The following is a 25,350-nucleotide window of genomic DNA, read 5'->3' as shown; positions in this document are numbered from 1 at the left end:
GTGACCGCGACGGTCAGCGCACCCGGCGCGGCCGCGAACTTCACCACCCACCCGTGGGTGCGGTTCGCGGCCCGCCGGTTCGGGCGGCTGGTCGGCTCTGTGCTGGTGCTGGTCAGTGCCGCCTTCCTGATGATTCACCTGATCCCCGGCGACCCGGTCCGGGCCGCACTGGGACCAGCGGCGGCACAGAGCCTGGTCGACGCGCAGCGTGAGTCACTCGGCCTCAACGACCCGCTGTGGCTGCAGTACCTGCACTTCCTGCAGCACCTCTTCACCGGCAACCTCGGTACGTCGATCACCACCGGTCTCCCGGTGTCGGACGTGATCCAGGACCGGTTGCCCGCGACGCTCCAGCTGGCCGTCGGCGCTTTCCTGCTGGCGATGCTCATCGCGCTGCCGGTCGGCCTGGTCCTCGGTGTCCTGACCCGGGCCGGGCGCCGGCCGCGCACCGAACTGACCTTCACTTCGTCGTCGATAGTCCTGGCCGCGATCCCGGAGTTCCTGCTGGCAGTAGGGCTCGTCTACGTCTTCGCAGTGAAGCTCCAGTGGTTCCCGGTCGCAGGCCGCGGCACTGCTGCGTCGTACGTGCTGCCGATGATCTCGCTGGCTATCGGCCCTGCGGCGGTCCTTGCTCGCATCTGCCGGGTGGAACTCCTCGCAGTACTGCAGACGGATTACCTACGCACCGCACGAGCCAAGCGGCTTCCTGCGGCAGCCATTTACCTGCGGCACGCGCTCCCGAACGCAGTGACCGCCACCATCACCCTTGGCGGTCTACTACTCGGCGGCATGGTCGCCGGGACAGTGCTGGTGGAGAACGTCTTCGGCTGGCCCGGGCTGGGCAGCACGATCGTCTCCTCGATCCTGGCCAAGGACTACCCACTCGTGCAGGGCGTAGTGCTCGTGTACGGCGCCGGCGTCCTGCTGGTCAACCTGGCGGTCGACGTGATCCTCGCTCTGCTGGACCCGCGCTCCACGATCAGGGACAGCTGATGCGGGCCCGCTGGATGGCAGTACTCCGTACGCCGGTCGGCGCGGGCGCCGGGGTGCTCCTGCTCGCAGTACTCCTCCTCGCGTTGCTCGCCCCCATGCTCTGGTCCGACCAGGCCAACGCGATCGACACCGAGCACCTGCTGGAAGGCACGTCGGCCGAGCACTGGCTCGGCACCGACAACCTCGGCCGCGACATCTTCTACCGGGTCCTCGTCGCCTCCCGGACGTCGATCCTGCTCGCCCTGACCGCGACCGCCATCGCCGTCGTCACGGGACTCGCGCTGGGCTGCGCTCCGATGCTGCTCGGCCGGCGGGCGGGCCGGCTGACGACCGCGATGGTGGACATCGCGGTCGCGTTCCCCGGACTGCTGCTCGCGCTGTTCTTCGCGGTCATCTTCGGAGTCGGCGCGAAGGGCGCGGTGCTGGCGATCGGCTTCGCGGGCGCGCCGTCGTTCGCGCGGCTGGCGCAGACACTGGTCGCCGGGATCGCGGAGCGGGACTTCGTCTCCGCCGCGCGGATCGCCGGGGTCGGCCGGTTCCGGATGCTGGTGCGGCACGTGCTGCCGAACATCGCCGAACCGCTGGTGGTGAACGCGACGATCGGGGCCGGCGGCGCGCTGCTCGCCTTCGCCGGGTTGTCGTTCCTGGGCCTGGGCGTGCAGCCACCGGCGTACGACTGGGGGCGGTTGATGGGCGAGAGCCTCAACAGCATCTATGTGCATCCGGCCGCCGCTCTCGCGCCCGGTGTCGCGGTGGTGATCGCCGGGCTGGCCTTCAACCTCTTCGGCGAGGCGGTGGCCAAGGGGTTCGGCGTACCGATTCTGAAGGGCGCCCGGGTGGTGGCTCCGCCGGAGACCATGCCCGCGGCGCCCGTCGACGACGATGCGGTACTGGTCGTCAGGGATCTGCGAGTCACCTTCCCCGGGCCGGTCACACCGGTTCGCGGGATCAGCTTCACCCTGCACAAGGGCGAGATCGTCGGCGTGGTCGGCGAGTCCGGGTCGGGCAAGAGCCTGACCGCCCTCGCGGTCGCCCAACTGATCGAGCCGCCCGGCCAGGTGCACGCGTCAGAACTGTCCTTCCTCGGCGCACCGCTGCTCGGACAGGTCGCCGGCCGCAGTACCGCGGACGCGCGGCGGCGGCTGCTGGGTACGTCGTTCGCGATGGTCTTCCAGGACCCGATGACCTCGTTCAACCCGACGATGCGGATCGGCGCGCAGTTGGCCGAGGGCGCCCGCGAGCACCAGGGGATGTCCCGGCGGCAGGCGATGAACCGGGCCGTCGACCGGTTGCGCGCGGTCCGGATCCCGACCCCCGAGCGGCGGGCCAAGCAGTACCCGCACGAGTTCTCGGGTGGGATGCGGCAGCGCGCGATGATCGGGATGGGCCTGATGGGAACGCCGGCGTTGATCGTCGCCGACGAGCCGACCACCGCGCTCGACGTCACGGTGCAGCGCCAGGTGCTCGACCTGCTGGAGAAGATCCGGACCGAGAACGAGGTCGCCGTGCTGCTGATCAGTCACGACATCACCGTCGTCGCGCAGGTCTGCGACCGCGTCCTGGTGATGTACGCCGGACGCATCGTCGAGGACCTGCCGGCCGCTGACCTCACAACCGGCGCGCGTCATCCCTACACGCGAGCTCTGCTGGCCGCCGTGCCGGATCTCGACACCCCGCTCGACGAGCCGCTCGCGGTGATCCCAGGCCGGCCGGTGGATCCGTCGCAACTCCCGTCCGGCTGTGCTTTCGCGGCTCGCTGTGAGTTCGCCTCGGACCGCTGCCGGACCGATGATCCGGAGCTGACCAGCCACGGGCCGGCGCACGAGGTGGCCTGCTGGAACCCGCAGGGCACGGTCGCCTGGCAAGCTCGGTACCTGGGCCACGAGTCGATTCGGACGGGACGGCGATGAGCGAACTGCGCTTCGACCAGGTGACGGTCCGGTTCGGGACCGGCAGCCGCGCGATGACCGCCGTCGACGCGGTCGACCTGACGGTTCCGTCGGGCCAGGTGGTCGGGCTGGTCGGCGAGTCGGGGTCCGGTAAGTCGACGCTGGCCAGGGCCGCGGTCGGGCTGGCCGAGCCCTGCTCGGGTCAGATCCTGCTGGACGGCCGGCCGCTGACCGGCGTACGGCGTCAGCGGGCCGGCGCCCCGCGTCCTCTGCAGATGGTGTTCCAGGACCCGTACTCGTCGCTCGACCCGCGGATGACGATCGGCGACTCGATCGCCGAGGCGGTCCCCCGCTCCGACGGCCCGGCCGAGCAGCGGCGCGAGGAGGTTCAGCGGCTGCTCGAGCTGGTCGGGCTCGACAGCGGACGCGCGACCGACTATCCGGGCGCGTTGTCCGGCGGCCAGCGGCAGCGAGTCGCCATCGCGCGAGCGCTGGCCGGGCGTCCCGACGTGCTCATCGCCGACGAGATCACCTCCGCGCTGGACGTCTCGATCCAGGGCTCGGTGCTCAACCTGGTCCGCTCGCTGCAACGTGAGCTGAAGCTGTCGATGCTGTTCATCTCGCACAACCTGGCCGTGGTGCGTTACGTGAGCGACCTGATCGCCGTGATGTACCTCGGGCGGATCGTGGAGTTCGGTCCGGCCGAGCAGATCCTCGGCGACCCGCAACACGCCTACACCCAAGAACTTCTCGCCGCCGTACCCCGGCGCAGCCAATGAACGCCCTGTCCAAGGAGGACCTCCCCGTGACCCGACGTCCGCGCATCGAAGACCTGACCGAGCTCGCAGTACCGGAGCAGCCCGCGCTCTCGCCGGACGGCACCCAGGTCGCCTACGTCCTGCGCACCACGGATCTGGAGGGCGACCGCACTATGCGCAGCCTGTGGCGAGTGCCGACGTCCGGCGGCGAGCCGCAGCAGCTCACCCGAGGCGAGAGCGACCTGTCGCCTGTCTGGTCGCCGGATGGAAGCCAGTTGGCGTTCCTGCGCGCCAAGGACGGACCGGCGCAGCTCTGGGTGCTTCCGATCGGTGGCGGCGAGCCTGAACAGTTCACGACGCTGCCGCTCGGTGCTGGTACGCCGCGGTGGAGTCCTGACGGAAGCCGGATCGCCTTCAGCGCCCCGGTGGACATCGCCGACTCCAGCAGCGATTCGCCGATCGTCACCGAGCGACTGGACTACCAGGCCGATGGCGCGGGCTGGCTGCGGACCATGCGCAATCACGTGCATCTGCTGGAGGTCGGGACCAAGAAGTGCCGGCAGGCCACTGAGGGCGACTGGCACGCCGGTGATCCCGCCTGGTCGCCGGACGGAAGCAAGTTGGCCTTCGGAGCCGCCACTGCTGCCGACACCGACCTCAACCCCACCGCACCGGCGTACGTGCTGGATGCGACCGATGAGAAGGCCGAACCGCAGTTGGCCGGCCTGGCTGAGGGTCTGGTCGGTCCGGTCACCTGGACGGCGGACGGCGACGCTCTGGTGGTCGTCGGCAACCCGGCTGGGCCGGTGGGACATGCTGCGCTGCTGCGGCTGTGGCTCGGCAACGGCGACGTACTGAACCTCGGAGAGTCCCTCGACCGCAATGTGGTGCCTGGCGGACCGGCGTACCCGGGAGCGTTGCCTGCACTGACCGATGACGGCCGCGCTGTGTTGTTCGCCGTCCGCGACCGGGGCTGCAGTCACCTGTACTCCGTCCCCGTCGACGGTGGCACGCCGAAGCAGCTGCTGGGCGAGCCGGGACAGAACGTCTCCGGCCTCACTGTCGCCGGTGGTACCGCGGCACTCGTGCTGACGACCCAGACGTCGTACGGCGAGATCGCCACGCTCGACCTGGCATCCGGCGAGGCGACCACCCTGACGGCGTACGGCGAGAAGCTGGGCGACGTGGAGCACTTTGCCCGGGAGGAGCGGGAGTTCACCGTCTCCGACGGGACCGTCGTGGCGGGGTACGTGATCCGCGATCCCGCCGTGACCGGGCCGCAGCCGCTGCTGCTGGACATCCACGGAGGTCCGCACAACGCGTGGAACGCGGTGGCCGACGAGGTGCACTTCTACCATCAGGAGCTGGCGGCACGCGGCTGGATCGTGCTGCTGATGAACCCGCGCGGCAGCGACGGCTACGGCGAGGCCTTCTACAACGCGGCGCTCGGCGGCTGGGGCACGGCGGACGCGAAGGACTTCCTCGAACCGCTCGACGAACTGGTTGCCGAGGGCATCGCCGATCCGCAGCGGCTGGCCGTGGCAGGATACAGCTACGGCGGCTTCATGACCTGCTACCTGACCAGTCGCGACGACAGGTTCGCGGCAGCGGTCACCGGTGGTGTGGTCAGCGACCTGGCCAGCATGGCCGGTACGTCGGACAGCGGGCACTACCTGAGCGCGTACGAGCTGAACGGCCCCGGCGACTTCAGCGCCATGTCGCCCTTCAGCCAGGTCGACCAGGTGAAGACGCCGACCCTGGTGCTGCACGGCGACGCGGATGTCCGTTGCCCGGTCGGGCAGGCCCAGCAGTGGCACACGGCGCTGCGGGAGCAGGGCGTACCGACGCAACTGGTGCTCTACCCGGAGGCGAGTCACCTCTTCATCGTCGAGGGCAGGCCGTCGCACCGCCTCGACTTCAACCGCCGCATCGTCGACTGGGTCGAGCAGTACGCCGGTGACGCGAACGGTCCGCGGCGGGCCCGCATCGACGCGGCGCACTGGCAGCGTCGCCTCACCACCCTCGCGGCCAAGCACGGCGTACCGGGGGCGACGCTGGGCATCCTGCGCCTGCAGGACGGCGTGGACGAGGAACTGGTCGAGGCCGCGACCGGCGTACTGCTCAAGGAGACCGGCGTCGAGGTGACCACCGACTCGCTGTTCCAGATCGGTTCGATGTCGAAGGTCTGGACCGCGACGCTGGCGATGCAACTGGTCGACGAGGGGTTGCTCGAACTGGACGCACCGCTCGTCGAGGTGCTGCCGGAGCTACGGCTGGGTGACCCCGATGTCGCCAAGCAGGTGACGATGCGGCACCTGCTCACCCACACCAGCGGGATCGACGGGGACGTGTTCACCGACACCGGGCGGGGTGACGACTGTCTGGAGAAGTACGTCGACGGGCTGGCCGAGGTCGGGCAGAACCATCCGCTCGGCGTCACCTGGTCGTACTGCAACTCCGGCTTCTCGCTGGCCGGCCGGGTGATCGAGAAGCTCACGGGCAAGACCTGGGACGAGGCCCTGCGTGAGCGACTCATCAAGCCGCTGGGGCTCGGGCACACGGTGACCCTGCCTGAGGAGGCGCTGCTGCACCGGGCGGCGGTCGGGCACGTCGGCGAGAGCCCGGACGAGCTGACGAAGGCACCGGTCTGGGGCCTGCCGCGGTCGCTCGGACCAGCCGGCCTGATCGTCTCCACCGCGGCCGACGCGCTGGCCTTCGCACGCCTGCACCTGAAGGGCGGCGTGGCGCCGGACGGCACCCAGGTGCTCCGCCAGGAGACCGTGGAGCTGATGGCCGAGCAGCACGCGGAACTGCCGGACAAGTACTCGCTCGGCGACTCGTGGGGGCTGGGCTGGATCCGGTTCGGCTGGGACGGGCAGCGGCTGATCGGGCACGACGGCAACACGATCGGCCAGGCCGCTTTCCTGCGGGTCCTGCCTGCCGAGAAACTGGCGGTGACGCTGCTGACCAACGGCGGGAATTCACGTGACCTGTACGAGGAGCTGTACCGCGAGATCTTCCGCGACCTGGCCGGCCTCGAGATGCCGTCGTCGTTGACCCCGCCCGCCGAGCCGCCGGTGGTCGAGCCGACCTTGCACGTCGGTCGCTACGAGCGGGCCGCGACGCTTCAGGAGATCTTCGTCCGCGACGGCGACGCCGTCCTGCGGACGACGGTGACCGGGCCGCTCGCGGAACTGATGCCGGAACCGTCGCAGGAGTTCCCGCTGGTCCCGGTCGACGGGAGCGGCGATCTCTTCGTGATGCGGCCGCCGGGCTCGCTGACCTGGATCCCGGTGACGTTCTACTCTCTGCCCACTGGTGAGAAGTACTTGCACTGTGGGGTTCGCGCGACACCGAAGGTGGGCTGATGACTGAACTCGTCGAGCGGATGCAAGCGGCGTTGCCGTCGATGCTGCGCGACCTGGAGACCCTGGTGACGCACGAGTCGCCGTCGGCGGATCTCGCCGCGGTGGCCGCGAGCGCCGAACTGGTCGGGCGACTGGGGACCGAGCGGCTCGGCACCGCACCGGAGTACGTGGTGATCGACGGGCGGACGCATCTGCGCTGGCGGCTCGGCGACGGTCCGTCGCGGGTGCTGGTCGTCGGGCACCACGACACGGTCTGGCCGGTCGGTTCGCTGGCCACGCATCCGTTCGCGATCGAGGACGGCGTCCTGCGGGGGCCGGGGTGCTTCGACATGAAGACCGGCCTGGTGATGGCGTTCCATGCGGTGGCCGCGCTGCCCTCGGCGGCCGGCGTCACGGTGCTGGTGACCGGTGACGAGGAGCTGGGGTCGCCGTCGTCGCGAGCGTTGATCGAGGAAGAGGCGGCCGGATGTGTGGCCGCGCTGGTGCTGGAGGCTTCGGCGGAAGGCGCCTTGAAGCTCGAGCGCAAGGGCGTCTCCACCTACGAGGTCCGGATCGCCGGGCGCGCCTCGCATGCCGGGCTCGAGCCCGAGCTCGGGGTGAACGCCAGCATCGAGGCCGCGCACCAGATTCTCGCGGTCAGCCGGCTGGGCGACGCGTCGGTGGGAACGAGCGTGACGCCCACCGCCCTGACCTCCGGTACGACGCGGAACACCGTGCCCGCCGAAGGCAGCTTCATGGTCGATGCGCGGGCTCGCACCGTGGCCGAACAACTCCGGGTGGATGCTGCGATGCACTCGCTGCAACCGGTGCTGGCCGGGGCGTCGCTGGAGATCGTCGGTGGGCCGAACCGGCCGCCGCTGGAGCGGAAGATGTCCGAGGAGCTCTACCGGCGGGCTTCGTCGCTGGCCGACTCCCTCGGGCTGGCGCCGTTGCGCGAGATCTCGGTCGGAGGTGCCTCCGACGGGAACTTCACGGCCGGCGTCGGTACTCCGACCCTGGACGGTCTGGGGGCCGTCGGTGGTGGCGCTCACGCCGACGACGAACATGTCGTGGTGGCCGAGATCGCGCCGCGGACGGCCTTGCTGACAGCGCTGATCGCCGACCTGCTGGACACGCCATGAGCATCCCCGACATCGCCTTCGGTGCGCGGCTCGAGGACGCCACCCGGGACGGCCTGGCGGCGGCCGAGTCGGCCGGCGTACAGATCCGGGAGCTGTGGGAGCTGGCCGAGCTCGACGAGGTCTACCGCCTGTACGACGCGATCTGGCGGCCGGACCCGAAGAACCCACCGATCACCACGGAACTGCTGCGGGCGTTGTCGAAAGCGGGCAACTACGTCGCCGGCGCGTACGACGGGGACGAACTGGTCGGTGCGTGCATGGGGTTCTTCGGGGCGCCGGCCGAGGTGGCGATGCACAGCCACGTGGCCGGGGTGTCCGGGGCGGCGCGCGGGCGCAACGTCGGGTTCGCGCTCAAACTGCACCAGCGGGCGTGGGCTTTGCAGCGCGGTGTCACGACGATCTCGTGGACGTTCGATCCGTTGATCCGGCGCAACGCCTACTTCAACCTGGCGAAACTCGCCGCGCGTCCGACCGAGTACCTGACCAACTTCTACGGGTTCATGCACGACGGCATCAACAACGGCGACGACTCCGACCGCCTGCTGATCCGCTGGCAGCTCAACGCCCCGGAGGTCGCCGCGGCGGGCGCCCGGTCGATCACGTCCACGGGCCCTGCGCTTTCGTTGCCTCAAGCAACGGTGGCGCTGGCGTGCGGGGACGACGGGCGGCCCGTCCTGGGAGCCTCCGCTTCGGCCGGCGGGACGCTGCTGGTCGCCGTACCGGCTGATGTGGAGGGGTTGCGGCAGAGCGATCCGGCGGCCGGCAAGGAGTGGCGGGTGGCGTTGCGGGAAGTGCTGGGTGGGTTGATGGCCGACGGTGCCCGGGTGACCGGCTTCGACCGGGCCGGCTGGTACGTGCTCGAACAAACTGGAGAGGGACTGCTGTGATGAAGCTGACCGGAGTCGAGCTACGCCGGATCTCGTTGCCCTTGGTGTCTCCGTTCCGGACCTCGTTCGGGACCGAGACGACCCGGGACGCGCTGCTGGTGCGGGTGGTCAGCAACGAGGCGGAGGGCTGGGGTGAGTGCGTCGCGATGACCGGGCCGCTGTACTCCTCGGAGTACGTGGACGGTGCGGTCGACGTGGTCCGGCGGTTCTTCGTGCCGGCCCTGGCCGCGGTGGAAGGGCTGACCGCCGTCGGGGTGGCACCGGCGTTGGCCAAGTTCCACGGGCATCGGATGGCGAAGGCGGCGGTGGAGACCGCAGTACTGGATGCCGAACTGCGGGCCGAGGGACGACCGTTGGCCCGGGAGCTCGGGGCTGTGCACGACCGCGTGCCGTGCGGGGTGTCGGTCGGCATCATGGACTCGATCGGCGAGCTGCTGGACGCCGTCGAGGGGTATCTCGACGAGGGCTATCTGCGGATCAAGCTGAAGATCCAGCCGGGCTGGGATGTCGAACCGGTCGCCGCCGTGCGGGAGCGGTTCGGCGACGTGCTGCTCCAGGTGGACGCCAACACGGCGTACTCGGTGTCGGACGCGCGGCACCTGGCGCGGCTCGATCCCTTCGAGCTGCTGTTGATCGAGCAACCCCTCGACGAGGAGGACGTGCTCGGGCACGCGGAGCTGGCGCGCCAGCTCAAGACGCCGGTCTGCCTGGACGAGTCGATCACCTCGGCGCGCGCCGCCGCCGCGGCGATCACCCTCGGCGCCTGCTCGATCGTCAATGTGAAGCCCGGCCGGGTCGGCGGCTATCTGGAGTCCCGCCGGATCCACGACGTCTGCGTCGCGCACGGTATCCCGGTCTGGTGCGGCGGCATGCTCGAAACCGGTCTCGGCCGCGCCGCCAACGTCGCTCTGGCTGCCCTGCCCGGCTTCACTCTTCCCGGCGACACCTCCGGCTCGAGCCGGTACTACGCGACCGACATCACCGCGCCGTTCACTCTCCAGGACGGCCACCTGCCGGTCCCCACCGCTCCTGGCATCGGGGTCGATCCGCTCCCGGACGAGCTGGCCGCCGTCACCACGTCAACCGAGTGGATCCCGCTCTAGTCGTTCCGGACACAACGACAGGCAGAAGTCGCCTTGGGTAGGGCGACCCCCGCCTGAGCCGACTGGCCGAAGCCCCGGATCGGGCACCACTGCCTGTCGTTGTGTACACGCCCGCCTCCGCTCTGCTCTCGGACTTGTCGGAGCGGACTATTCGGGGTGCGGATCTTGTGTGGCCGGACGAACTAGGCTGGACCTCCGGCTCCTAACTTCGGAGAGGTGCTGCCTTCCGTGACGAACCGACCTCGCGCAAGTCTCGGCCGTGTCCTCGACGACCTGGGCGCCACCTTGCTGGAGCTCGTCCACGGCGATCCGGACGTGCCGCTGGAGATCGGCGGAGTCGTGACTCACGATCCGCTGGACGAACCGGTGCTCCCCCGCCACGCTCTGGTCCTGGGCGTCGGTCTGCAGGAGCCCTCGCTGATCTCCTGGGTGTTGCGCGACCTCGGCCGTCAGCAGGCCGCCGGGCTCGTGGTTCGTTCGCCGATCGCGGCTCACACCTCGATCACCGAGGCTGTCGCCGAGTCCGGCGTCGCACTGCTGGGCCTGACTCGCGGCGCCTCCTGGGACCAGCTGGCAGTGCTTCTCCGCTCTCTGCTGGCCGAAGGGGACGTGGGCATCGCCGAGCCGGAGACGCTCGGCGGCATGCCATCGGGAGACCTCTTCGCCCTGGCCAATGCGGCGGCTGCCCTGCTGGATGCCCCGGTCACGATCGAGGACCGCAGTTCGCGCGTTCTCGCCTTCTCCGGCCGTCAGGATGAGGCCGATGTCGCCCGTGTGGAGACAGTCCTCGGCCGGCAGGTACCGCAGCGCTATTCACGCCTGCTCAGCGAACGCGGGGTGTTCCGTGAGCTCTACCGCAGCGACCGGCCGGTGCACGTGCCACCGCTGCCGATCACCTCGAAGGAGTTCACCATCCCCCGGGTCGCTGTCGCCGTCCGCGCCGGTGACGAGATCCTCGGCTCGATCTGGGCCGCCGTCCGTGAGCCCCTCAGCGAGGAACGCACGCAGGCACTCTGTGACGCGGCCAAGTTGGTCGCCCTGCACATGCTGCGCATCCGGGCCGGCGCCGACGTCGAACGCCGGCTCCGCGCGGACCTGGTCAGTACCGCGCTCGAAGGCGGTGCCGGCGCACGCGATGCACTTGACCGCCTCGGCCTGGCCGACCAGCCGGTCGTCGTACTGGCCGTGTCGATGCTGACCTCTCCGCATCACTCCGGCCCGGGAGCCGCCCCGGGGTCCGACACTCTCGCCGGAGAGGCAGGGCTGGCGACCGAGCGTCAGCGCCTGGCGGATGCGTTCGCCATGCACTTGGGCGCCGTCCACCCCCGCTCTGCCGCGGCGCTGGTCGGTGACATCGCCTATGGCCTGGTCCCGGTCCGCGCCGATCGCTCGGACGGGGAGGAGATCGCGGTACGGATCGCCAAGGACTTTCTCGACCGGATCGGTGATCGGGTCTCGGCGACGATCGGTGTCGGACCCGTCGTCCAGGAGACTGCTCGCCTGCCGCACGCCCGCGCCGGCGCCGACCGGGCCCTGCGCGTACTGCGAACCGGCCGCGGCTCCCAACGTATCGCGAGGCTGGCGGACGTCCACGTCGAGTCGCTGCTGCTCGAACTGCGCGACCTGATCGAGGCGCGCGGCGACCAGCCGACCGGCCCGATCGCCCGCTTGATCAGCTACGACCGCGAGCACAACTCCAACCTGGTGGAGACCTTGCGGGCCTGGCTGGACGCGTTCGGTGACGTGATCGCCGCGGCGGGCGCCGTCTACGTGCACCCCAACACCTTCCGCTACCGTCTCCGCCGCCTCGCCGAGGTAGGCGCCCTGGACCTCGACGACCCGGAGGCCCGCTTCGCCGCGATGCTCCAGCTCCGCGTCGTGAACCCACCCCGTCGCCCGACCGTCGCGACCGCACCGCCCGAGCGGTAGCCTGCCGCCGCGGACCGGGCCGGCGAGCCGGCGGGAACGACGTACGAGTGATCGCGCTTTCCTGCCCGGCCGACGTCTGCGCTAGGGTCGGCGACCATGCCTTGGTGGACTCGTGAGTCGGTACGTCAGACCTTGGCGATCCCGCTCGCCGTACTGATTGCTGTGCTGATGCCGGGAGACACGATGGTGAGAACCATCGCCGCCTGGGACGCCTACACCGTCTGCTATCTGCTGCTGACCTGGCTGGCGTACCGGAACCGCGATCCGGTCGCCCTGAGAGCTATGGCACTCCCGTCACGACGCCGCAAACTGACGGACCGGTTGTTCGTCTCATCGCCGGAGCAGCTCTCCCAGGCCGCCGCTGTGCTGGCGTTGGTCACCACGGTTCTCACGCTGCCACAAGCCCGTGACCTCGGTGCTCCACCGACTCTCGTGGTCTGGCTCTGCGTCATCTCCGTCATCAGCTGCTGGCTGACCCTGCAGACCGGCTTCGCGATCAGCTACCTCAGCCTGTACGTCGAGGAGGGCGGGCTCGACTTCCCCGGCGACCAGGAACCCGGGGTGGTGGACTTCGCCTACTTCGCGGTCTCGGTCGGCACCACCTTCGGCACCACCGACGTCACCGTCACCCGGAGCCGCATGCGCCGCCAGGTGCTGGTGCACGGCGTGCTCGCGTTCCTGTTCAACACGCTGATTCTCGCGGTGGCGATCACCATCGTCTCGACGTACCTGTCCGGCAGCTGACTGCCGGAGCGGGAGACCGGAGCAGGAGACAGACCTCGGCCCGGCCTGCTGGTGCGCGGGCCGGGCCGAGGGTGGTACCGGCGGAGCTAGGACTTGCGCTTGGTGACCTCTTCGGTGGTGGTCGGCAGGACCTTGTGAAGGTCACCGACCACGCCGAAGTCGACGAGTTCGAAGATGGGGGCCTCTTCGTCCTTGTTGATGGCAATGATGGTCTTCGAGGTCTGCATCCCGGCCCGGTGCTGGATGGCGCCGGAGATCCCCGCGGCGATGTAGAGCTGCGGTGAGACCGTCTTGCCGGTCTGGCCGACCTGGTAGGCGTGCGGGTACCACCCCGAGTCGACCGCGGCGCGAGAGGCGCCGACGGCTGCGCCGAGGGAGTCGGCGAAGGCTTCGATCGGGGCGAAGTCGCCGCCGGTGCCGCGGCCGCCGGAAACGATGATCGCGGCCTCGGTGAGCTCCGGGCGGCCGGTGGCCTCACGGGGCTTGGAGTCGGTGATCCGGGCGGCCTTGGCGGCGTCGGAGATGGTGACGTCGAACTCCTCCACCTCCGGGCTGGTCTCGGCGGCTTCCGGGGCCGCCGCGTTCGGCTTGACCGTGATGATCGGCGTGCCCTGGGTGAACTTGGCCTGCACCGAGTAGTTGCCGGCGAACACGGACTGGGTGGTGACCGGGCTGTTGCTGTCATCGGCCTGGACGTCCACGGCGTCGGTGATCAGGCCCGACTCGAGCTTGACCGCGAGCCGGGCGGCGATCTCCTTGCCCTCGGCGTTCGACGAGATCAGGATCGCGCTGGGCTCGATCTTGGCCGCGACCTGCGCCAGCGCCTCGGCCTTCGGGGCCACCAGGTACTGCGAGAGCTCGGGGTCGGTCAGCGCGATCACCTTGGTCGCGCCGTACTGACCGAGGGCCGGCAGCGCCTCCTGGACGCCTTCGCCGATGTAGACGGCGACGGGCTCGCCGAGGCGGCGCGCGATGGTGAGGAGTTCCGCGGTCGTCTTGCGGACCTTTCCACCGGTGTGGTCAACGAGAACGAGAACGTTCGGCATGTCTGCTCGCTCCTCAGAGGAACTTGTTGGTGGACAGGAACTCGACGAGCTGGGCAGCACCGCTGCCGTCCTCGTCGGTGACGATCGTGCCGGCCGTACGCGCCGGGCGCTCGGTCACCTGGATGACCTCGGTCCATGCCGACGCGATGCCGACCTGGTCGGGCGAGATCTCCAGGTCGGCCAGCGACCAGGTCTCGACCGGCTTCTTCTTCGCGGCCATGATGCCCTTGAACGACGGGTACCGCGGCTCGCCGGACTGGTCGCTGACGCTCAGCACCAACGGCAGCGTGCCCTCCACCGTGTCGCTGGCGGTGTCGCCGTCGCGGCGGATCGTGACGGTGTTGCCGTCGACGGTCACCGAGGAGCCGAGCGTGACTCCCGGCAGGCCGAGCCGCTCCGACACCATCGCCGGGACGACGCCCATCGAGCCGTCGGTGGAGGCCATCCCGAACACGATCAGGTCGGCCTCGAGCTTGCTCAGCGCCTTGGCCAGGATCAGCGAGGTCGCCACGGCGTCCGAGCCGTGGATGCCGTCGTCGTGCACGTGGACGCCGGCGTCGGCGCCCATCTGCAGGCCCTTCTTGATGGCGTCGGCGGCTTGCTCCGGCCCGACCGTGAGGATGGTGACCTCACCGTCGCCGGCTTCCTTCACGGTGAGCGCGGTCTCGACGGCGTACTCGTCCAGTTCGGACAGCAATCCGTCGACCCCGGCGCGATCCACCGTGTTGTCCTCGGAGCGGAAACGGCGGTCGGCCGTGGCATCCGGCACGAACTTCGCGCAGACGACGATCTTCATAGCGTGTGGGACCCCTTCTGGTTAACGGTCTCTCCCAGCCTGCCACGGATGTTACTCGCGAGAAACATATGACGCGTGCGAGTCCCATCACAGTCCGGCGGACGCCCAACGCGCGCACCCACCGCACCACCTAGTCTGACCGGGTGACCGAGACGTTACCGCTGACCGGTGAGAGAACAGCCCCCGGGATCTGGCACGAGAACTACTGGTTCGCCCGCCACGAGGCCGCCTACCGCTGGATCACGGCGAATTGGCTTGGTTCCGAACTACTGGGTTCCGACACCGGCCGGGTCCTCGACGCCGGCTGCGGCGAGGGGTACGGCGCGGACCTGCTGCGCCGGGCGGGGGCTGGGCAGGTCTTCGGCCTCGACTATGAAGGTACGACGCTTCGGCACGTCGCGAAGGCTTATCCACAGATCAATCTGGTGCAGGGCAATCTCGTCCGGACCGGGTTCGCCGACGACACCTTCGGGCTGCTCGTCTCGCTGCAGACGATCGAGCACCTCTGGGAGCAGCCGCGCTTCGTCACCGAGTGCGCGCGGATCGCCCGGCCGGGCGCCCTGGTCGTGCTGTCCACGCCCAACCGGCTGACCTTTCCGAGCGGCAACTGGTACCACACCAGGGAACTCACCGGACCGGAGTTCACCGAACTGGTCGAGGCCGACCTCGAGCTCGTCGAGACCTTCGGGCTGTGGCACGGCGAGAGGCTGACCGCCTGGGAGCAGCAGCACGGCTCCTGCGTGGACGCGCAACTGGCGTCGGACCACACCACCTGGTCAGCCGAGCTGATCGACCTGGTGACGGGAACCGATCACCAGGACTTCGTGATCCGGGCGGGCGACCTCGAGGACAGTCTCGACCTCGTCGTCGTCGCCCGCGCCCGGCTCACGTAGTACGGGACCTCACGGCCGGACGAAACGCTCGGCGAGCTTGCCGATCACCAGGTAGACCAGCGCCGCGATCCCCCAGTTGACCAGCAGGGTGTTCTTGGCCGTCTCCAACCGGAACAGATCCTTGAACGGGCCGACCAGGTCGTGGCCGCGCTCCAGCACCCACTTCACGATCTCGTTGCTCTGGTTCGCCTGGTCGAGAGCGGTGAACAGCGCTCCCAGCGCGAGCACCGCGGCAGCGATGACGGCGATCAGCCAGATCAGCGAGGCGAGCAGGTTCCGGAAGCGCTTGACGCCCGAGCCGACCGCGGACAGCGCGGCCTTGCCCTTGTCGGCCCCCGAAGAGGAAACAGGCTTCTTCGCCGTGGCGGCAGCCGGCTTGGCGACCGGCTGCTTCGGAGCGGTGGAGCCGGCCGTGGCCGCCGTACTGGGCGCGGCAGGCTGACGGGCGACCGGCTTCGTCACCGTGGTCTCGTCCTGCTTGGCCTCGGCGGCGGCCTTCTCGCGGGCCTTCTGCTCGGCGACGATCTCGGCCGCTGTCTTCGGCTTCGCCGACTTGGTCGCCGTTGCGGTCGTACTCCGGGCACCGGTGGCCGCGGGCGTCGAGGTGTCCTCAGCCCGCACGTCCTGCGGTGTCACCGCCTTCTCCGCGCCGGCGGTCTCGGCCGCCTTGTCGGGATGAGTAGCCACGTCGTCCATCTCCTCAGCCAGGGTCGGTTCCTCGTCCGCCACCGGTGCCTGCGCCGGCGGTTTCCTGCGTCGGTTGCCCGGGACCGGGCGCGGCGACAACTTGCGTCGCACCCTCCAGATCGGTGCGGGCGGTTCACCGTCCGCTGTGTCCAACGTAGCCAGATCCGCACCGTCCGTCACATCCGCCACCACGATCGGCACCGGATCGACCGCCCGGTGCCGCGCGTCGGCGAGGGAGCCGTCGGCGGCCGCCTGGTCCAGCGACCGCGCCGGGCCGGTCTGGTCAGCCACGCTGCTTCTCCTCTTCGACGGCCTCGGGGACATAGTGCCCGACTGGTGAGTAACTTGAGAACCCTCTGGTGTCATCTGCTTTGCCACCAGTTGTTCCGGCGGTGTTACCCGGCGGCGGCGTTGCTGGTTGTCGCACCGGAGGAGACGGGGGCGTGGGCGGGGTCGGCCGGATCGCGGCGGGGTCCGTCACGGTGGCTGAGGTGGGCGGCTTGCCGGACTTGAGGCGGGCGGTGGTTTCTTCGTTGCTGCGGGCCAGCTCCGCCAGGTAGGTGCGACGGTCGGCGTCGGCCTGGTAGCGGTCGACGCGGTTGCGGACCACGACGGCGGGGATGCCGACCGCCACGGAGTACGGCGGGATGTTGCCTCGGGCAACGCTGTTGGCGCCGATCACCGCGCCGCGGCCGATGTCGGTGCCGCGGGTGACCGTCACCTTGGTGGCCAGCCAGCAGTCGGGGCCGATCCGGACCGGGGACTTGACCAGGCCCTGGTCCTTGATCGGCAGGTCGAGGTCCTCGGTCCGGTGGTCGAAGTCGCAGATGTAGGTGGTGTCGGCGATCAGCGTGGAGGCACCGATCTCGATGTCCAGGTAGCAGTTCACCGTGACGTCGCGGGCGAAGACGACCTTGTCGCCGATCCGCAGCGTGCCCTCGTGCGCGCGCAGCCGGGTGTCGTCGCCCAGGTGCACCCACTTGCCGAGGATCAGCCGGCCGTGCCCCGGGCGGGCGACGATCTCCAGCTTCTTGCCCAGGAAGACGAATCCCTCGGTCACCACCTGCGGGTGCCGCAGCTTGAACCAGGCGAACCGCCAGTACCGCTTCAGGTAGTACGGCGTCCACGCCCGGTGGCGCACCACCCAGCGCAGATTCGCCGCCGTCAGCAACCGCATCCGTCCAGTATGTACACCGCTACTCGGCGACACCTGTGATCGACACGTTGTAGTAGAGCTCGTCGGGCACGACCTGCGACAGCACCTTGTCGACCTTCGACAACTGCAGCCACGACTTGTACGCGAACATCCGCCAGCCGAACCCGAGCTTCTCCTCCGGTACGGCGGCCTCGAACGTCCGGATCGGCCACCCGACCCAGGCCGCCAGCAGCTCTTCGGTCACCGTCTTGACCTCGACCGCGCCCGCTCGCTCGGCCATCCGCGCCAGCGTGTCCGGGTCGAACGTGTGCAGATCGACCACGGCCTCCAGCGCGGCGGCACGCGACGACTCGTCCAGCTCGGACTGCGGCCGGCGCCAACCGGTCAGGGCGGGGATCTTGGTGACGTTGGTGGTCGCCCACCAGGTCAGCCGCGACAGCCGTCGCGCCACGAAGTCGCCGTACCGGGTCGGCTCGCCGCAGATCACGAACCGGCCGCCCGGCTTGAGCACCCGCAGCATCTCGCGGAACGCCAGCTCGACGTCCGGGATGTGGTGGATCACCGCGTGCCCGATCACCAGGTCGAAGGTGTCGTCGTCGTACGGCAGCTTCTCCGCGTCGGCGACCTTGCCCTCGATCGCGAAGCCGAGGGTGTCCGCGTTGCGCTTGGCCGCCTCGACCATGCCCGGCGACAGGTCGGTGACGTGCGCCTCGGCCAGGACGCCGGCCAGCTTCAGGTTCAGCGTGAAGAAGCCGGTGCCGGCGCCGATCTCGAGCGACTTGCCGTACGGCCGGCCGTCGGTGCCGGCCACGTCGGTGAACCGGTCACGGGCGTACTCGACGCAGCGTTCGTCGTACGAGATCGACCACTTCTCGTCATAGGTGGAGGCTTCCCAGTCGTGGTAGAGCACCTGGGCGAGCTTGTTGTCGTTCCACGCCGCCTCGACCTCTTCGGCGGTGGCGGCGGGCTTGGACGCAGACGTGGTCATTCGATATCTCCTAAAGGCCCTTGAACGCTGCTTTTCCGGGGCCGTTCTCGACAAAAGACTTCATTCCGATGGAGCGGTCCTCGGTGGCGAAGAGCGCGGCGAACTGCTGCCGCTCGATCTCCAGCCCGGTGTGCAGGTCGACGCCGAGGCCCGCGTCGATGGCTTCCTTGGCCGCCCGCAGAGCCAGCGAGGCGCCACGGGAGAACTGACCGGCCCACGCCACCGCGGCCTCGTAGACCTCGGCCGCGGGCACGACCTTGTCGACAAGCCCGATCTGCAGCGACTCGGCCGCGTCGACGAAGCGACCGGTGTAGATGAGGTCCTTCGCCTTGGACGGTCCGACCAGCCGGGACAGCCGCTGGGTGCCCCCCGCGCCGGGGATCACGCCGAGCAGGATCTCGGGCTGGCCGAGCTTCGCGTCGTCGGCGGCGATCCGGTAGTCGGCACAGAGCGCCAGCTCACAGCCACCGCCGAGCGCGTAGCCGGTGATGGCAGCGACGGTCGGCTTCGGGATCGCGGCGACCGCGGTCAGCGCCGCCTGCAGCGGACCGGAGCGGCGGACCATGTCGGCGTACGACATGTCCGCCATTTCCTTGATGTCGGCGCCGGCCGCGAAGACCCGCTCGCCGCCGTAGATGACGACGGCCCGGACGGCGTCGTCAGCGGTGGCGGCCAGCGCGGCCGCGTGGATCTCGTCCTGGACCTGGACGTTGAGCGCGTTCATCTTCGGCCGGTCCAGCCGGATCGTGCCGACCCCGTCGGCCACGGTCAGGTTGACGAACTCGCCCATCTCCAGCTCCTCAAGTCGTGGTACTACCCGCCAGTCACATCCCCGGCACGGTACCGGACCCGCCGAGATCCCCGCACTACCGGACCGCCACCACAGACCAAACCGTCTCCAACACCCGACTGCGGCACCTGCTGAGCGTGGAAGTCGGCGCTCACGGCAAGTGAGCAGGTGCTTGGTCTGTGATGGCGGTCCGGGGACCGGAGCTACAGATCCACCGGCTGACCGGAGACCACCGACCGGCGGGCCGCGTCGACGATCTTCAGGGTCCGGAGGCCGACGGCACCGTCCGGCTGCGGGACGACGGCGGGCGGCGTGCCGGGGACGGCAGGACCGGAGGCCCGTACCGCGGTGAGGAACTCGGCCAGCATCATGGCGTCGAGATCCCCGCCGACCGGGAGAAAAACCTCACCAGCAGCGTCCGTGCCGCCGACATGCGACTGGAACGGCGCGATCTCCACCGAGCCGTGCGTTCCGGTCACCTGCAGCGTCACGCCACCCCAGGTCGGGCCGTTGTCCGGCACACTCCAGGAGCAGTCGATCGTTGCCAGCAGCCCGTTCTCGTAGGTGATCGTCACCAGGCCGCCGGTCTCCACCGAGACCCCCTTGTCCTGGTGCAGCACGTGGTTGGCCACCGCATGCACCCGGGCAGCTTCGACGCCACCGGTCAGCCCGTCGATGAGGTCGGCGCAGTGCACCGTGTGGTCGACCAGCGCTCCCCCGCCGGCCAGTTCCGCGTCGGTGAACCACTGCCGCTGGGCGTAGGGGATCTTCCCGTTGTTGGTGCCGAGGACCGCGAAGACCTCGCCGAGCCGGCCTGCCTCGACCGACGCCCGCAACCGCCCGTACGACGGCGCGAACCGCACCGGGTACGCCGTCATCAGGATCACCCCGGCCGCCTCGCACGCCGCCAGCATCGCCTCGCCGTCGGCCACCTCGGTCGCCAGCGGCTTCTCACACAGCACATGCGCGCCGGCTGCGGCCGACCGCTCGACCAGCCCACGATGCAGAGCGTTCTCCGACGTCACCACCACCGCATCCGGGCCCCAGGCAAACAGTTCGTCGTACGAGTCGACGTAGGGCACGCCGAGCTCGTCCGCGAAGGAAGCGCCGCGAGGACCCGCGTCGGGGGCGTTCGCACCGTCAGGATCGGCCGAGAGCACCTCGACGCCGGGCAAGGAACCGAGCAGACGCGCGTACGACGAAGCGTGGGTGTGGGCAAAGGAGGCGATCGCAACTTTCAGGGTCATCAGGACACTCCCGCCGGGTTGAACACAGTCATGTCGACAGAGCGACCAGTCGCCATGGACTCACGAGCGGCCTCGGCGAGATAGACCGCGGCCGCACCGTCGGCGGCCACCACTCGCGGCTCGTCACCGGTCTTCAGAGCAGCGGCGAACTCACGCAACTGCGTCAGGTACGGACTTTCGTACAAGGTCGACGAGGGGATCAGCAGGTCTCCTTTGCCGCCCTCCCCCTGCAGTTCCTCGGCGTACCCGGTGTCCTTGTCCGAGGTGTACTCGAGCACCCCGGCCGACCCGGCGATCGAGAATCCGGTCTTGAACGGCGTGCCGGTCGCTCCCCAGGTCGCGCGCAGGTTGCTGATCGCACCACCCTCGTGGGTCAGCGTGACGTGAGCCGCCACGTTGACCGGGCTGATCCCATCGACCGTCGGCGGACTCTGGACGGCGTACACGCTGGTGACCTCGCCGCAGATCCAGCGGGCCTGGTCGAGGTCGTGCACCATCAGATCCATGATGACGCCGCCGGAGCGTGCCACCTCGCGGTACCAGCCGGCACCGGCCGGTGACGACGCCTGACGGAAGAACCGGGCGACGGCGACCTGGCCGATCTTGCCCGCGACGACGGCGGCGTGCGCGGCGACGTACTCGGGGAAGTACCGCACCACATGCGCCGGATACACCCGTACGCCGGCAGCGGCCGCCGCGGCGGACAGTTCGTGCGAGTCGCTCGCGGTGAGCGTGAGCGGCTTCTCGCAGATCACGTCCCGGCCCGCCTTGATCGCCGCCAGCGCGATCTCCTTGTGGGTCGCCGACGGCGTCACGATGTCGACGAAGTCCACCTCGGCGAGCAGTCCGTCGAGCGTCGGCGCCACCTCCAGCCCGTACTTCGCCGCGAGCTCCCCGGCGCCGGCGGTCGAGTGCACGAGCACCCTCACGCCGAGCGCCTGCCAGGCCTCGACGTGAACGCGCGCGATGTTGCCCGCGCCGATCAGCCCGACCGTCTGGTCAGAGTCAGCCATGGATGTCCTTCACTAGAGCGGCACCGTTCCGGTTACTTAGTAACGCTTGCTACGTTTCTATCAGGTTTCGACGCCCAGGAGGCGAGGGTGGACCGGTCATGGGCACAATGTGCCGGTGACCGAAGCCACCGCCGCCCCGAATGTGCTCGGCCCCTCGCACGATCCGGACCTCCGGTTAGGCGCGGTGGTCCAGCCCGACGGCACCACGTTCACCGTCTGGGCGCCCGCGGCCGAGCGGGTCGAGCTGACGCTGATCGCCGGCGACGGGAGTCAGCGGAACCTCGATCTCGCGCACACCGGTGAGTACTGGACCGGCTTCGTCGGCGGAGTGGGACACGGGCAGCGGTACGGCTATCGCGTACACGGGCCGTTCGATCCGTCCCACGGCCTGCGGTTCAACCCGGCGAAGCTGCTGCTCGATCCGTACGCCCGCGCGGTCGACGGCGCACTCGATTTCAGCAGCCCGCTGATCTACGACTCCTCCGACGGCGACTCGGCCGGGCACGTCCCGGTCGGAGTGGTGGTCGCCGCGTCGGAGCCGCCGCCACCGATCAGCCGGCCGGTGCCCTGGGCCGAGACGGTGATCTACGAGCTGCACACGAAGGGCTTCACCAAGCTGCACCCCGACGTACCGGAGCACCAGCGCGGCACGTACGCCGGTCTGGCGCACCCGTCGGTGATCGAGTACCTGCTCGAGCTCGGCGTGACCTCGGTGGAACTGCTGCCGATCCACCACTTCCTGACCGAGCCCGCGATCGCCGCCCGGGGCGTCCCCAACTACTGGGGCTACAACTCGCTCAACTACTTCGCGCCGCACGCACCGTTCTCGTCGTCGGGGTCGCTCGGTGAGCAGGTCGCGGAGTTCAAGGCGATGGTGGCGGCGTTCCATGCCGCGGGCATCGAGGTGATCCTCGACGTCGTCTACAACCACACCGCCGAGGGTGGCTTCGACGGGCCGACCCTGAGCTTCCGCGGCCTCGACAACCGCGCGTACTACCGGCTGACCCAGGGCGGCGCGATGTACGACGTCACCGGGACGGGCAACTCGGTCGACACCTCGCACCCGCAGGTTCGCCGGCTGGTGATGGACTCGCTGCGGTACTGGGTGGAGGAGATGGGGGTCGACGGCTTCCGGTTCGACCTCGCGGTGACGCTGATCCGCAACGAGCGGCACGAGGTCGACACGGCCGGGCATCCGTTCCTCGCCGAGGTCGCTGCCGATCCGGTGCTCGAGCGGGTCAAGCTGATCTCCGAGCCGTGGGACGTCGGCAACTTCGGCTACCAGGTGGGCAACTTCGGGACGCCGTGGTCGGAGTGGAACGGCAAGTACCGCGACAGTGTTCGGGACATCTGGCGCACTTCGTCGTACGGCGTCCAGGATCTCGCCTACCGGCTGTCCGGTTCGAGCGACCTGTACGGCGACGACGGGCGCTACCCGTACGCGTCGATCAACTTCGTCACCGCGCACGACGGTTTCACCCTGCGCGACCTGGTCTCCTACGACCACAAGCACAACGAGGCCAACCGCGAGGACAACCGGGACGGGACCGACGACAACCGCTCCTGGAACTGCGGGGTCGAGGGCGAGACCGGCGATCCGGGGGTGATCGCGCTGCGCAAACGGCAGATGGCGAACCTGATGGCGACGCTGGTGCTGTCGACCGGCGTACCGATGATCACCGCGGGCGACGAGTGCGGGCGGACCCAGCACGGCAACAACAACGCGTACTGCCAGGACAACGAGACGTCGTGGTTCGACTGGTCGCTGCCCTCGCAGTGGCCGGAGCATCTCGCGTTGACGAAGAAGCTGCTGGCGCTGCGGGCGGCGCACCCGACCCTGCGGCAGTGGCACTACTTCTCCGGCCGGCCCGTGGTGCCCGGCGGCCGCAAGGACCTGTCGTGGATCGCCCCGCACGGCGGCGAGATGACCGAGTCCGACTGGCACGACGGGAACCTGCGCACGATCGGCATGTTCCTGGCCGGCGACGCGCTGCGCGGAACCGATGCCGAAGGCAACATTCCGGTGGACGCGTCGTTCCTGCTCGCGCTCAACGCGACGGCCGAGACCCGCGACGTCGTCGTACCGGACGAGTCGTGGGCCCCGGCCTACGAGGTGGTGCTGGACACCAGCGGCAGCGGCGCGACCGAGGTCGGAGCCAACGCCGTCGTCCCGCTCGCACCACGCTGCCTGGTGCTGCTTCGCGCGCTCTAGTGCGCCGTGTCGGACGTTGCGTTAGCGATAGCGGTGTTCAGGTGCGTGCCTCGTGGTGGGGCAGGAGCGGCCTCGATGCTCTTCCATCGTGGCTGTTTCTGCGCTGCCGCGAGGTGCGTGCCTGGGCGCCGGTAGCGCAACGGAACGTCCGACACGGCGCACTAAAGTCGTTCATCTTCGTCGGGTACCTTCACTCGTCACCAGCTGTTCACGTCCGGGACACCTTCTGTGTTCCGGCAATGGGGTGACGTGCGGAGGGGGCCTGGATGGCTTTGCTGGGAACGGCCGAGCGGCACTACGAGCGCAGTGCGCACGACCACACGACGCCGATCGGCGTCCTGCACCAACTGGTGGTGCGCTGGGGCGACGCCGAGCGGACGACGTCGCGTCGCGCCTTCCGCAGGTGGTGTGACGGCGTCGCCGTCGTCGATGTCCAGGCGCGCACTTTCGCGGAGTACTGGGACCGTCAGAACGAGACGGCCCTGATAGGCGACGGCCCGCTCTGGGTGGTGCTGGGAGACTCGACCGCGCAAGGCCTGGGTGCGACCTCACCACTGCACGGGTACGTCGGCCAGGTGGCGGACGCGCTGAACCACCGCTCCGATCGTCCGTGGCGCATCCTGAATCTCTCCCGCGCCGGCGCCCAAGCAGCTCATGTCCTGCACGATCAGCTCTCGCGGCTCGACGCCCTGGGCGTGGAACCGGACCTGGTCACCTGCGGGATCGGCAGCAACGACATCCTCGGCACCGCACCGAAGAAGGTGCACGGCAATCTCCGCGCCCTGATCCAGCGACTGCCGTCGTCGTCCGTCGTCATGGACCTGCTGCTGCCGGACAGGTTCTGGGCGATCGGCGGGCTCTGCACGCCGTACGTCGCCGGGATCAATCGCACGATCCACCGTGCGGCCGCCGAACGCGGCCTGCCGGTGGCCGAGCTGTCCCGGCATGTCCGGCCGCCGTGGCGCGGAAAGCTCGCGCCGGACCTGTTCCATCCGAACGACCGGGGCTACCAGCCGCTGGCCAACGCCTTGCTGGCCGCGCTACCGGCAACTCTCGCTCGAAGCACTCAGGCCTCGGGGCTTCGCGGACCGTCCGCCAGCAGCAGGTAGAGCGAGCGGCGGGCGTCCGCCAGGATTTTGACTGCCGCCGTGCGCTGCTCCTCCGAGCCACTGCGGGCGACCTGCCGGGCGGCGCCGTGCAGCTCTTCGAGTACTCCGCGCAGGTCCACCGCGGGTTCGGCGTTCGCGAACCCGGCAAAGGGATCGGCCGATGTCTCGCGACGACCTTCGACGTACTCGTTGCCGGCGTCGGTCAGGGTGACGAGCTTGCGCCCGGCCTCGGCGGTCACACTGACCAGGCCCTCGTCCTCGAGCTGGTTGATGGTCGGGTAGATCGCGCCGGGGCTGGGGGTCCAGCGTCCGCCGCTGCGATCGGCGATGGCCTGCATCAGCTGGTAGCCGTGCATCGGCTCCTCGGCGAGCAGCATCAGGACGGCCGACCGGACGTCGCCGCGGGGCGCCCGGCCACGGCGTGAGCCGCGCTCCGAGCCCCTGCTGCCGCGACCGCGGTGCATCGGCATGCCTTCCCCCATCCGCGACTCTCCGCGGCGGGGATGGCGGTGACCGCGTCGGCGGCCTTCTCGTTCGTCGGGGGTGTACATGGAGTCCTCCTCGATATTGTTCATGACACTAAAGATATATCGTTAGCGTCATGAATGCAAGAGTTTGCCG

At 69.6% G+C, this 25,350-nt stretch carries 21 protein-coding genes; 12 read left to right on the top strand and 9 right to left on the bottom strand.

Annotated features, from left to right (window positions below):
* The 9 genes from OX958_RS12125 to OX958_RS12085 all read left to right on the top strand — a co-directional run bounded on the left by OX958_RS12125 (position 1) and on the right by OX958_RS12085 (position 12,792).
* On the top strand, positions 1–993 hold the full coding sequence (locus OX958_RS12125) for an ABC transporter permease (RefSeq protein WP_270137405.1): 993 nt from the start codon (positions 1–3) through the stop codon (positions 991–993).
* Positions 993–2,903, top strand: a complete 1,911-nt coding sequence (locus OX958_RS12120; RefSeq protein WP_270137404.1) for a dipeptide/oligopeptide/nickel ABC transporter permease/ATP-binding protein — start codon at positions 993–995, stop codon at positions 2,901–2,903. The genes OX958_RS12125 and OX958_RS12120 overlap by 1 nt, the downstream gene beginning before the upstream one ends.
* Positions 2,900–3,661: an ATP-binding cassette domain-containing protein gene (locus OX958_RS12115; RefSeq protein WP_270137403.1), complete on the top strand. Its 762-nt coding sequence runs from the start codon at positions 2,900–2,902 to the stop codon at positions 3,659–3,661. The genes OX958_RS12120 and OX958_RS12115 overlap by 4 nt, the downstream gene beginning before the upstream one ends.
* Before the next feature lie 26 nt (positions 3,662–3,687).
* Positions 3,688–7,008, top strand: a complete 3,321-nt coding sequence (locus OX958_RS12110; protein ID WP_270137402.1) for a serine hydrolase — start codon at positions 3,688–3,690, stop codon at positions 7,006–7,008.
* Positions 7,008–8,129, top strand: a complete 1,122-nt coding sequence (locus OX958_RS12105; RefSeq protein ID WP_270137401.1) for a M20/M25/M40 family metallo-hydrolase — start codon at positions 7,008–7,010, stop codon at positions 8,127–8,129. The genes OX958_RS12110 and OX958_RS12105 overlap by 1 nt, the downstream gene beginning before the upstream one ends.
* Complete coding sequence (locus tag OX958_RS12100) at positions 8,126–9,016, top strand: GNAT family N-acetyltransferase (RefSeq protein ID WP_270137400.1); 891 nt, start codon at positions 8,126–8,128, stop codon at positions 9,014–9,016. Before OX958_RS12105 ends, OX958_RS12100 begins: the two co-directional genes overlap by 4 nt.
* Complete coding sequence (gene menC, locus OX958_RS12095) at positions 9,016–10,119, top strand: o-succinylbenzoate synthase (protein WP_270137399.1); 1,104 nt, start codon at positions 9,016–9,018, stop codon at positions 10,117–10,119. Before OX958_RS12100 ends, menC begins: the two co-directional genes overlap by 1 nt.
* A 228-nt stretch (positions 10,120–10,347) precedes the next feature.
* Positions 10,348–12,048 (top strand): PucR family transcriptional regulator, encoded by a 1,701-nt coding sequence (locus OX958_RS12090; RefSeq protein ID WP_270137398.1) that lies wholly within the window; start codon positions 10,348–10,350, stop codon positions 12,046–12,048.
* 96 nt (positions 12,049–12,144) lie between these two features.
* Entirely contained in the window at positions 12,145–12,792 is a 648-nt protein-coding gene (locus OX958_RS12085; RefSeq protein WP_270137397.1) for a DUF1345 domain-containing protein, read from the top strand.
* 86 nt (positions 12,793–12,878) lie between these two features.
* Here the strand turns inward: OX958_RS12085 and OX958_RS12080 are convergent, their stop codons facing one another.
* Both OX958_RS12080 and OX958_RS12075 read right to left on the bottom strand, forming a co-directional pair.
* The gene (locus tag OX958_RS12080) at positions 12,879–13,838 is read right to left on the bottom strand and encodes an electron transfer flavoprotein subunit alpha/FixB family protein (RefSeq protein WP_270137396.1); all 960 of its coding nucleotides are present in this window, start codon (positions 13,836–13,838) and stop codon (positions 12,879–12,881) included.
* 13 nt (positions 13,839–13,851) lie between these two features.
* Positions 13,852–14,634 (bottom strand): electron transfer flavoprotein subunit beta/FixA family protein, encoded by a 783-nt coding sequence (locus OX958_RS12075; protein ID WP_270137395.1) that lies wholly within the window; start codon positions 14,632–14,634, stop codon positions 13,852–13,854.
* Positions 14,635–14,777: 143 nt separating this feature from the next.
* On the opposite strand from OX958_RS12075, the gene OX958_RS12070 reads away from it, so the two are divergent.
* On the top strand, positions 14,778–15,527 hold the full coding sequence (locus OX958_RS12070) for a class I SAM-dependent methyltransferase (RefSeq protein WP_270137394.1): 750 nt from the start codon (positions 14,778–14,780) through the stop codon (positions 15,525–15,527).
* Between the two features lie 9 nt (positions 15,528–15,536).
* On the opposite strand, the gene OX958_RS12065 is transcribed toward OX958_RS12070, so the two are convergent.
* The 6 genes from OX958_RS12065 to OX958_RS12040 all read right to left on the bottom strand — a co-directional run bounded on the left by OX958_RS12065 (position 15,537) and on the right by OX958_RS12040 (position 21,408).
* Positions 15,537–16,505 (bottom strand): hypothetical protein, encoded by a 969-nt coding sequence (locus tag OX958_RS12065; RefSeq protein ID WP_270137393.1) that lies wholly within the window; start codon positions 16,503–16,505, stop codon positions 15,537–15,539.
* Complete coding sequence (locus OX958_RS12060) at positions 16,498–17,391, bottom strand: acyltransferase (protein ID WP_270137392.1); 894 nt, start codon at positions 17,389–17,391, stop codon at positions 16,498–16,500. The genes OX958_RS12065 and OX958_RS12060 overlap by 8 nt, the downstream gene beginning before the upstream one ends.
* 19 nt (positions 17,392–17,410) lie before the next feature.
* The gene (locus OX958_RS12055) at positions 17,411–18,358 is read right to left on the bottom strand and encodes a class I SAM-dependent methyltransferase (protein ID WP_270137390.1); all 948 of its coding nucleotides are present in this window, start codon (positions 18,356–18,358) and stop codon (positions 17,411–17,413) included.
* Between the two features lie 10 nt (positions 18,359–18,368).
* Positions 18,369–19,148: an enoyl-CoA hydratase/isomerase family protein gene (locus OX958_RS12050; protein WP_270137389.1), complete on the bottom strand. Its 780-nt coding sequence runs from the start codon at positions 19,146–19,148 to the stop codon at positions 18,369–18,371.
* Between the two features lie 203 nt (positions 19,149–19,351).
* On the bottom strand, positions 19,352–20,395 hold the full coding sequence (locus tag OX958_RS12045; RefSeq protein ID WP_270137388.1) for a Gfo/Idh/MocA family protein: 1,044 nt from the start codon (positions 20,393–20,395) through the stop codon (positions 19,352–19,354).
* Complete coding sequence (locus OX958_RS12040) at positions 20,395–21,408, bottom strand: Gfo/Idh/MocA family protein (protein ID WP_270137387.1); 1,014 nt, start codon at positions 21,406–21,408, stop codon at positions 20,395–20,397. Before OX958_RS12040 ends, OX958_RS12045 begins: the two co-directional genes overlap by 1 nt.
* Positions 21,409–21,523: 115 nt before the next feature.
* On the opposite strand from OX958_RS12040, the gene glgX reads away from it, so the two are divergent.
* Positions 21,524–23,620 (top strand): glycogen debranching protein GlgX, encoded by a 2,097-nt coding sequence (glgX, locus tag OX958_RS12035; RefSeq protein ID WP_270137386.1) that lies wholly within the window; start codon positions 21,524–21,526, stop codon positions 23,618–23,620.
* A gap of 266 nt (positions 23,621–23,886) precedes the next feature.
* Positions 23,887–24,729 carry an SGNH/GDSL hydrolase family protein gene (locus OX958_RS12030; protein WP_270137385.1) on the top strand — a complete coding sequence of 281 codons (843 nt, stop codon included), beginning with the start codon at positions 23,887–23,889 and terminating at the stop codon, positions 24,727–24,729.
* Here the strand turns inward: OX958_RS12030 and OX958_RS12025 are convergent.
* Positions 24,687–25,304 carry a PadR family transcriptional regulator gene (locus OX958_RS12025; protein ID WP_270137384.1) on the bottom strand — a complete coding sequence of 206 codons (618 nt, stop codon included), beginning with the start codon at positions 25,302–25,304 and terminating at the stop codon, positions 24,687–24,689. The two genes, OX958_RS12030 and OX958_RS12025, sit on opposite strands and share 43 nt — an antisense overlap.
* Between the last annotated feature and the right edge of the window lie 46 nt (positions 25,305–25,350).

This window comes from Kribbella sp. CA-293567 (assembly GCF_027627575.1).
Taxonomy (GTDB): domain Bacteria; phylum Actinomycetota; class Actinomycetes; order Propionibacteriales; family Kribbellaceae; genus Kribbella.
The sequence above is the reverse complement of the archived record's forward strand: the minus strand, read 5'-3'. Positions and strand labels throughout refer to the sequence as shown.

Excerpts from the sequence above, each read along its gene's own strand:
- OX958_RS12120 (WP_270137404.1), top strand. The coding sequence starts at position 993 with ATGCGGGCCCGCTGGATGGCAGTACTCCGTACGCCGGTCGGCGCGGGC.
- OX958_RS12040 (WP_270137387.1), bottom strand. The coding sequence starts at position 21,408 with ATGGCTGACTCTGACCAGACGGTCGGGCTGATCGGCGCGGGCAACATC.
- OX958_RS12050 (WP_270137389.1), bottom strand. The coding sequence starts at position 19,148 with ATGGGCGAGTTCGTCAACCTGACCGTGGCCGACGGGGTCGGCACGATC.
- OX958_RS12060 (WP_270137392.1), bottom strand. The coding sequence starts at position 17,391 with ATGCGGTTGCTGACGGCGGCGAATCTGCGCTGGGTGGTGCGCCACCGG.
- OX958_RS12045 (WP_270137388.1), bottom strand. The coding sequence starts at position 20,395 with ATGACCCTGAAAGTTGCGATCGCCTCCTTTGCCCACACCCACGCTTCG.
- OX958_RS12025 (WP_270137384.1), bottom strand. The coding sequence starts at position 25,304 with ATGAACAATATCGAGGAGGACTCCATGTACACCCCCGACGAACGAGAA.
- OX958_RS12030 (WP_270137385.1), top strand. The coding sequence starts at position 23,887 with ATGGCTTTGCTGGGAACGGCCGAGCGGCACTACGAGCGCAGTGCGCAC.
- OX958_RS12055 (WP_270137390.1), bottom strand. The coding sequence starts at position 18,358 with ATGACCACGTCTGCGTCCAAGCCCGCCGCCACCGCCGAAGAGGTCGAG.
- OX958_RS12100 (WP_270137400.1), top strand. The coding sequence starts at position 8,126 with ATGAGCATCCCCGACATCGCCTTCGGTGCGCGGCTCGAGGACGCCACC.
- menC (WP_270137399.1), top strand. The coding sequence starts at position 9,016 with ATGAAGCTGACCGGAGTCGAGCTACGCCGGATCTCGTTGCCCTTGGTG.
- OX958_RS12080 (WP_270137396.1), bottom strand. The coding sequence starts at position 13,838 with ATGCCGAACGTTCTCGTTCTCGTTGACCACACCGGTGGAAAGGTCCGC.
- OX958_RS12115 (WP_270137403.1), top strand. The coding sequence starts at position 2,900 with ATGAGCGAACTGCGCTTCGACCAGGTGACGGTCCGGTTCGGGACCGGC.
- OX958_RS12105 (WP_270137401.1), top strand. The coding sequence starts at position 7,008 with ATGACTGAACTCGTCGAGCGGATGCAAGCGGCGTTGCCGTCGATGCTG.
- OX958_RS12085 (WP_270137397.1), top strand. The coding sequence starts at position 12,145 with ATGCCTTGGTGGACTCGTGAGTCGGTACGTCAGACCTTGGCGATCCCG.
- OX958_RS12075 (WP_270137395.1), bottom strand. The coding sequence starts at position 14,634 with ATGAAGATCGTCGTCTGCGCGAAGTTCGTGCCGGATGCCACGGCCGAC.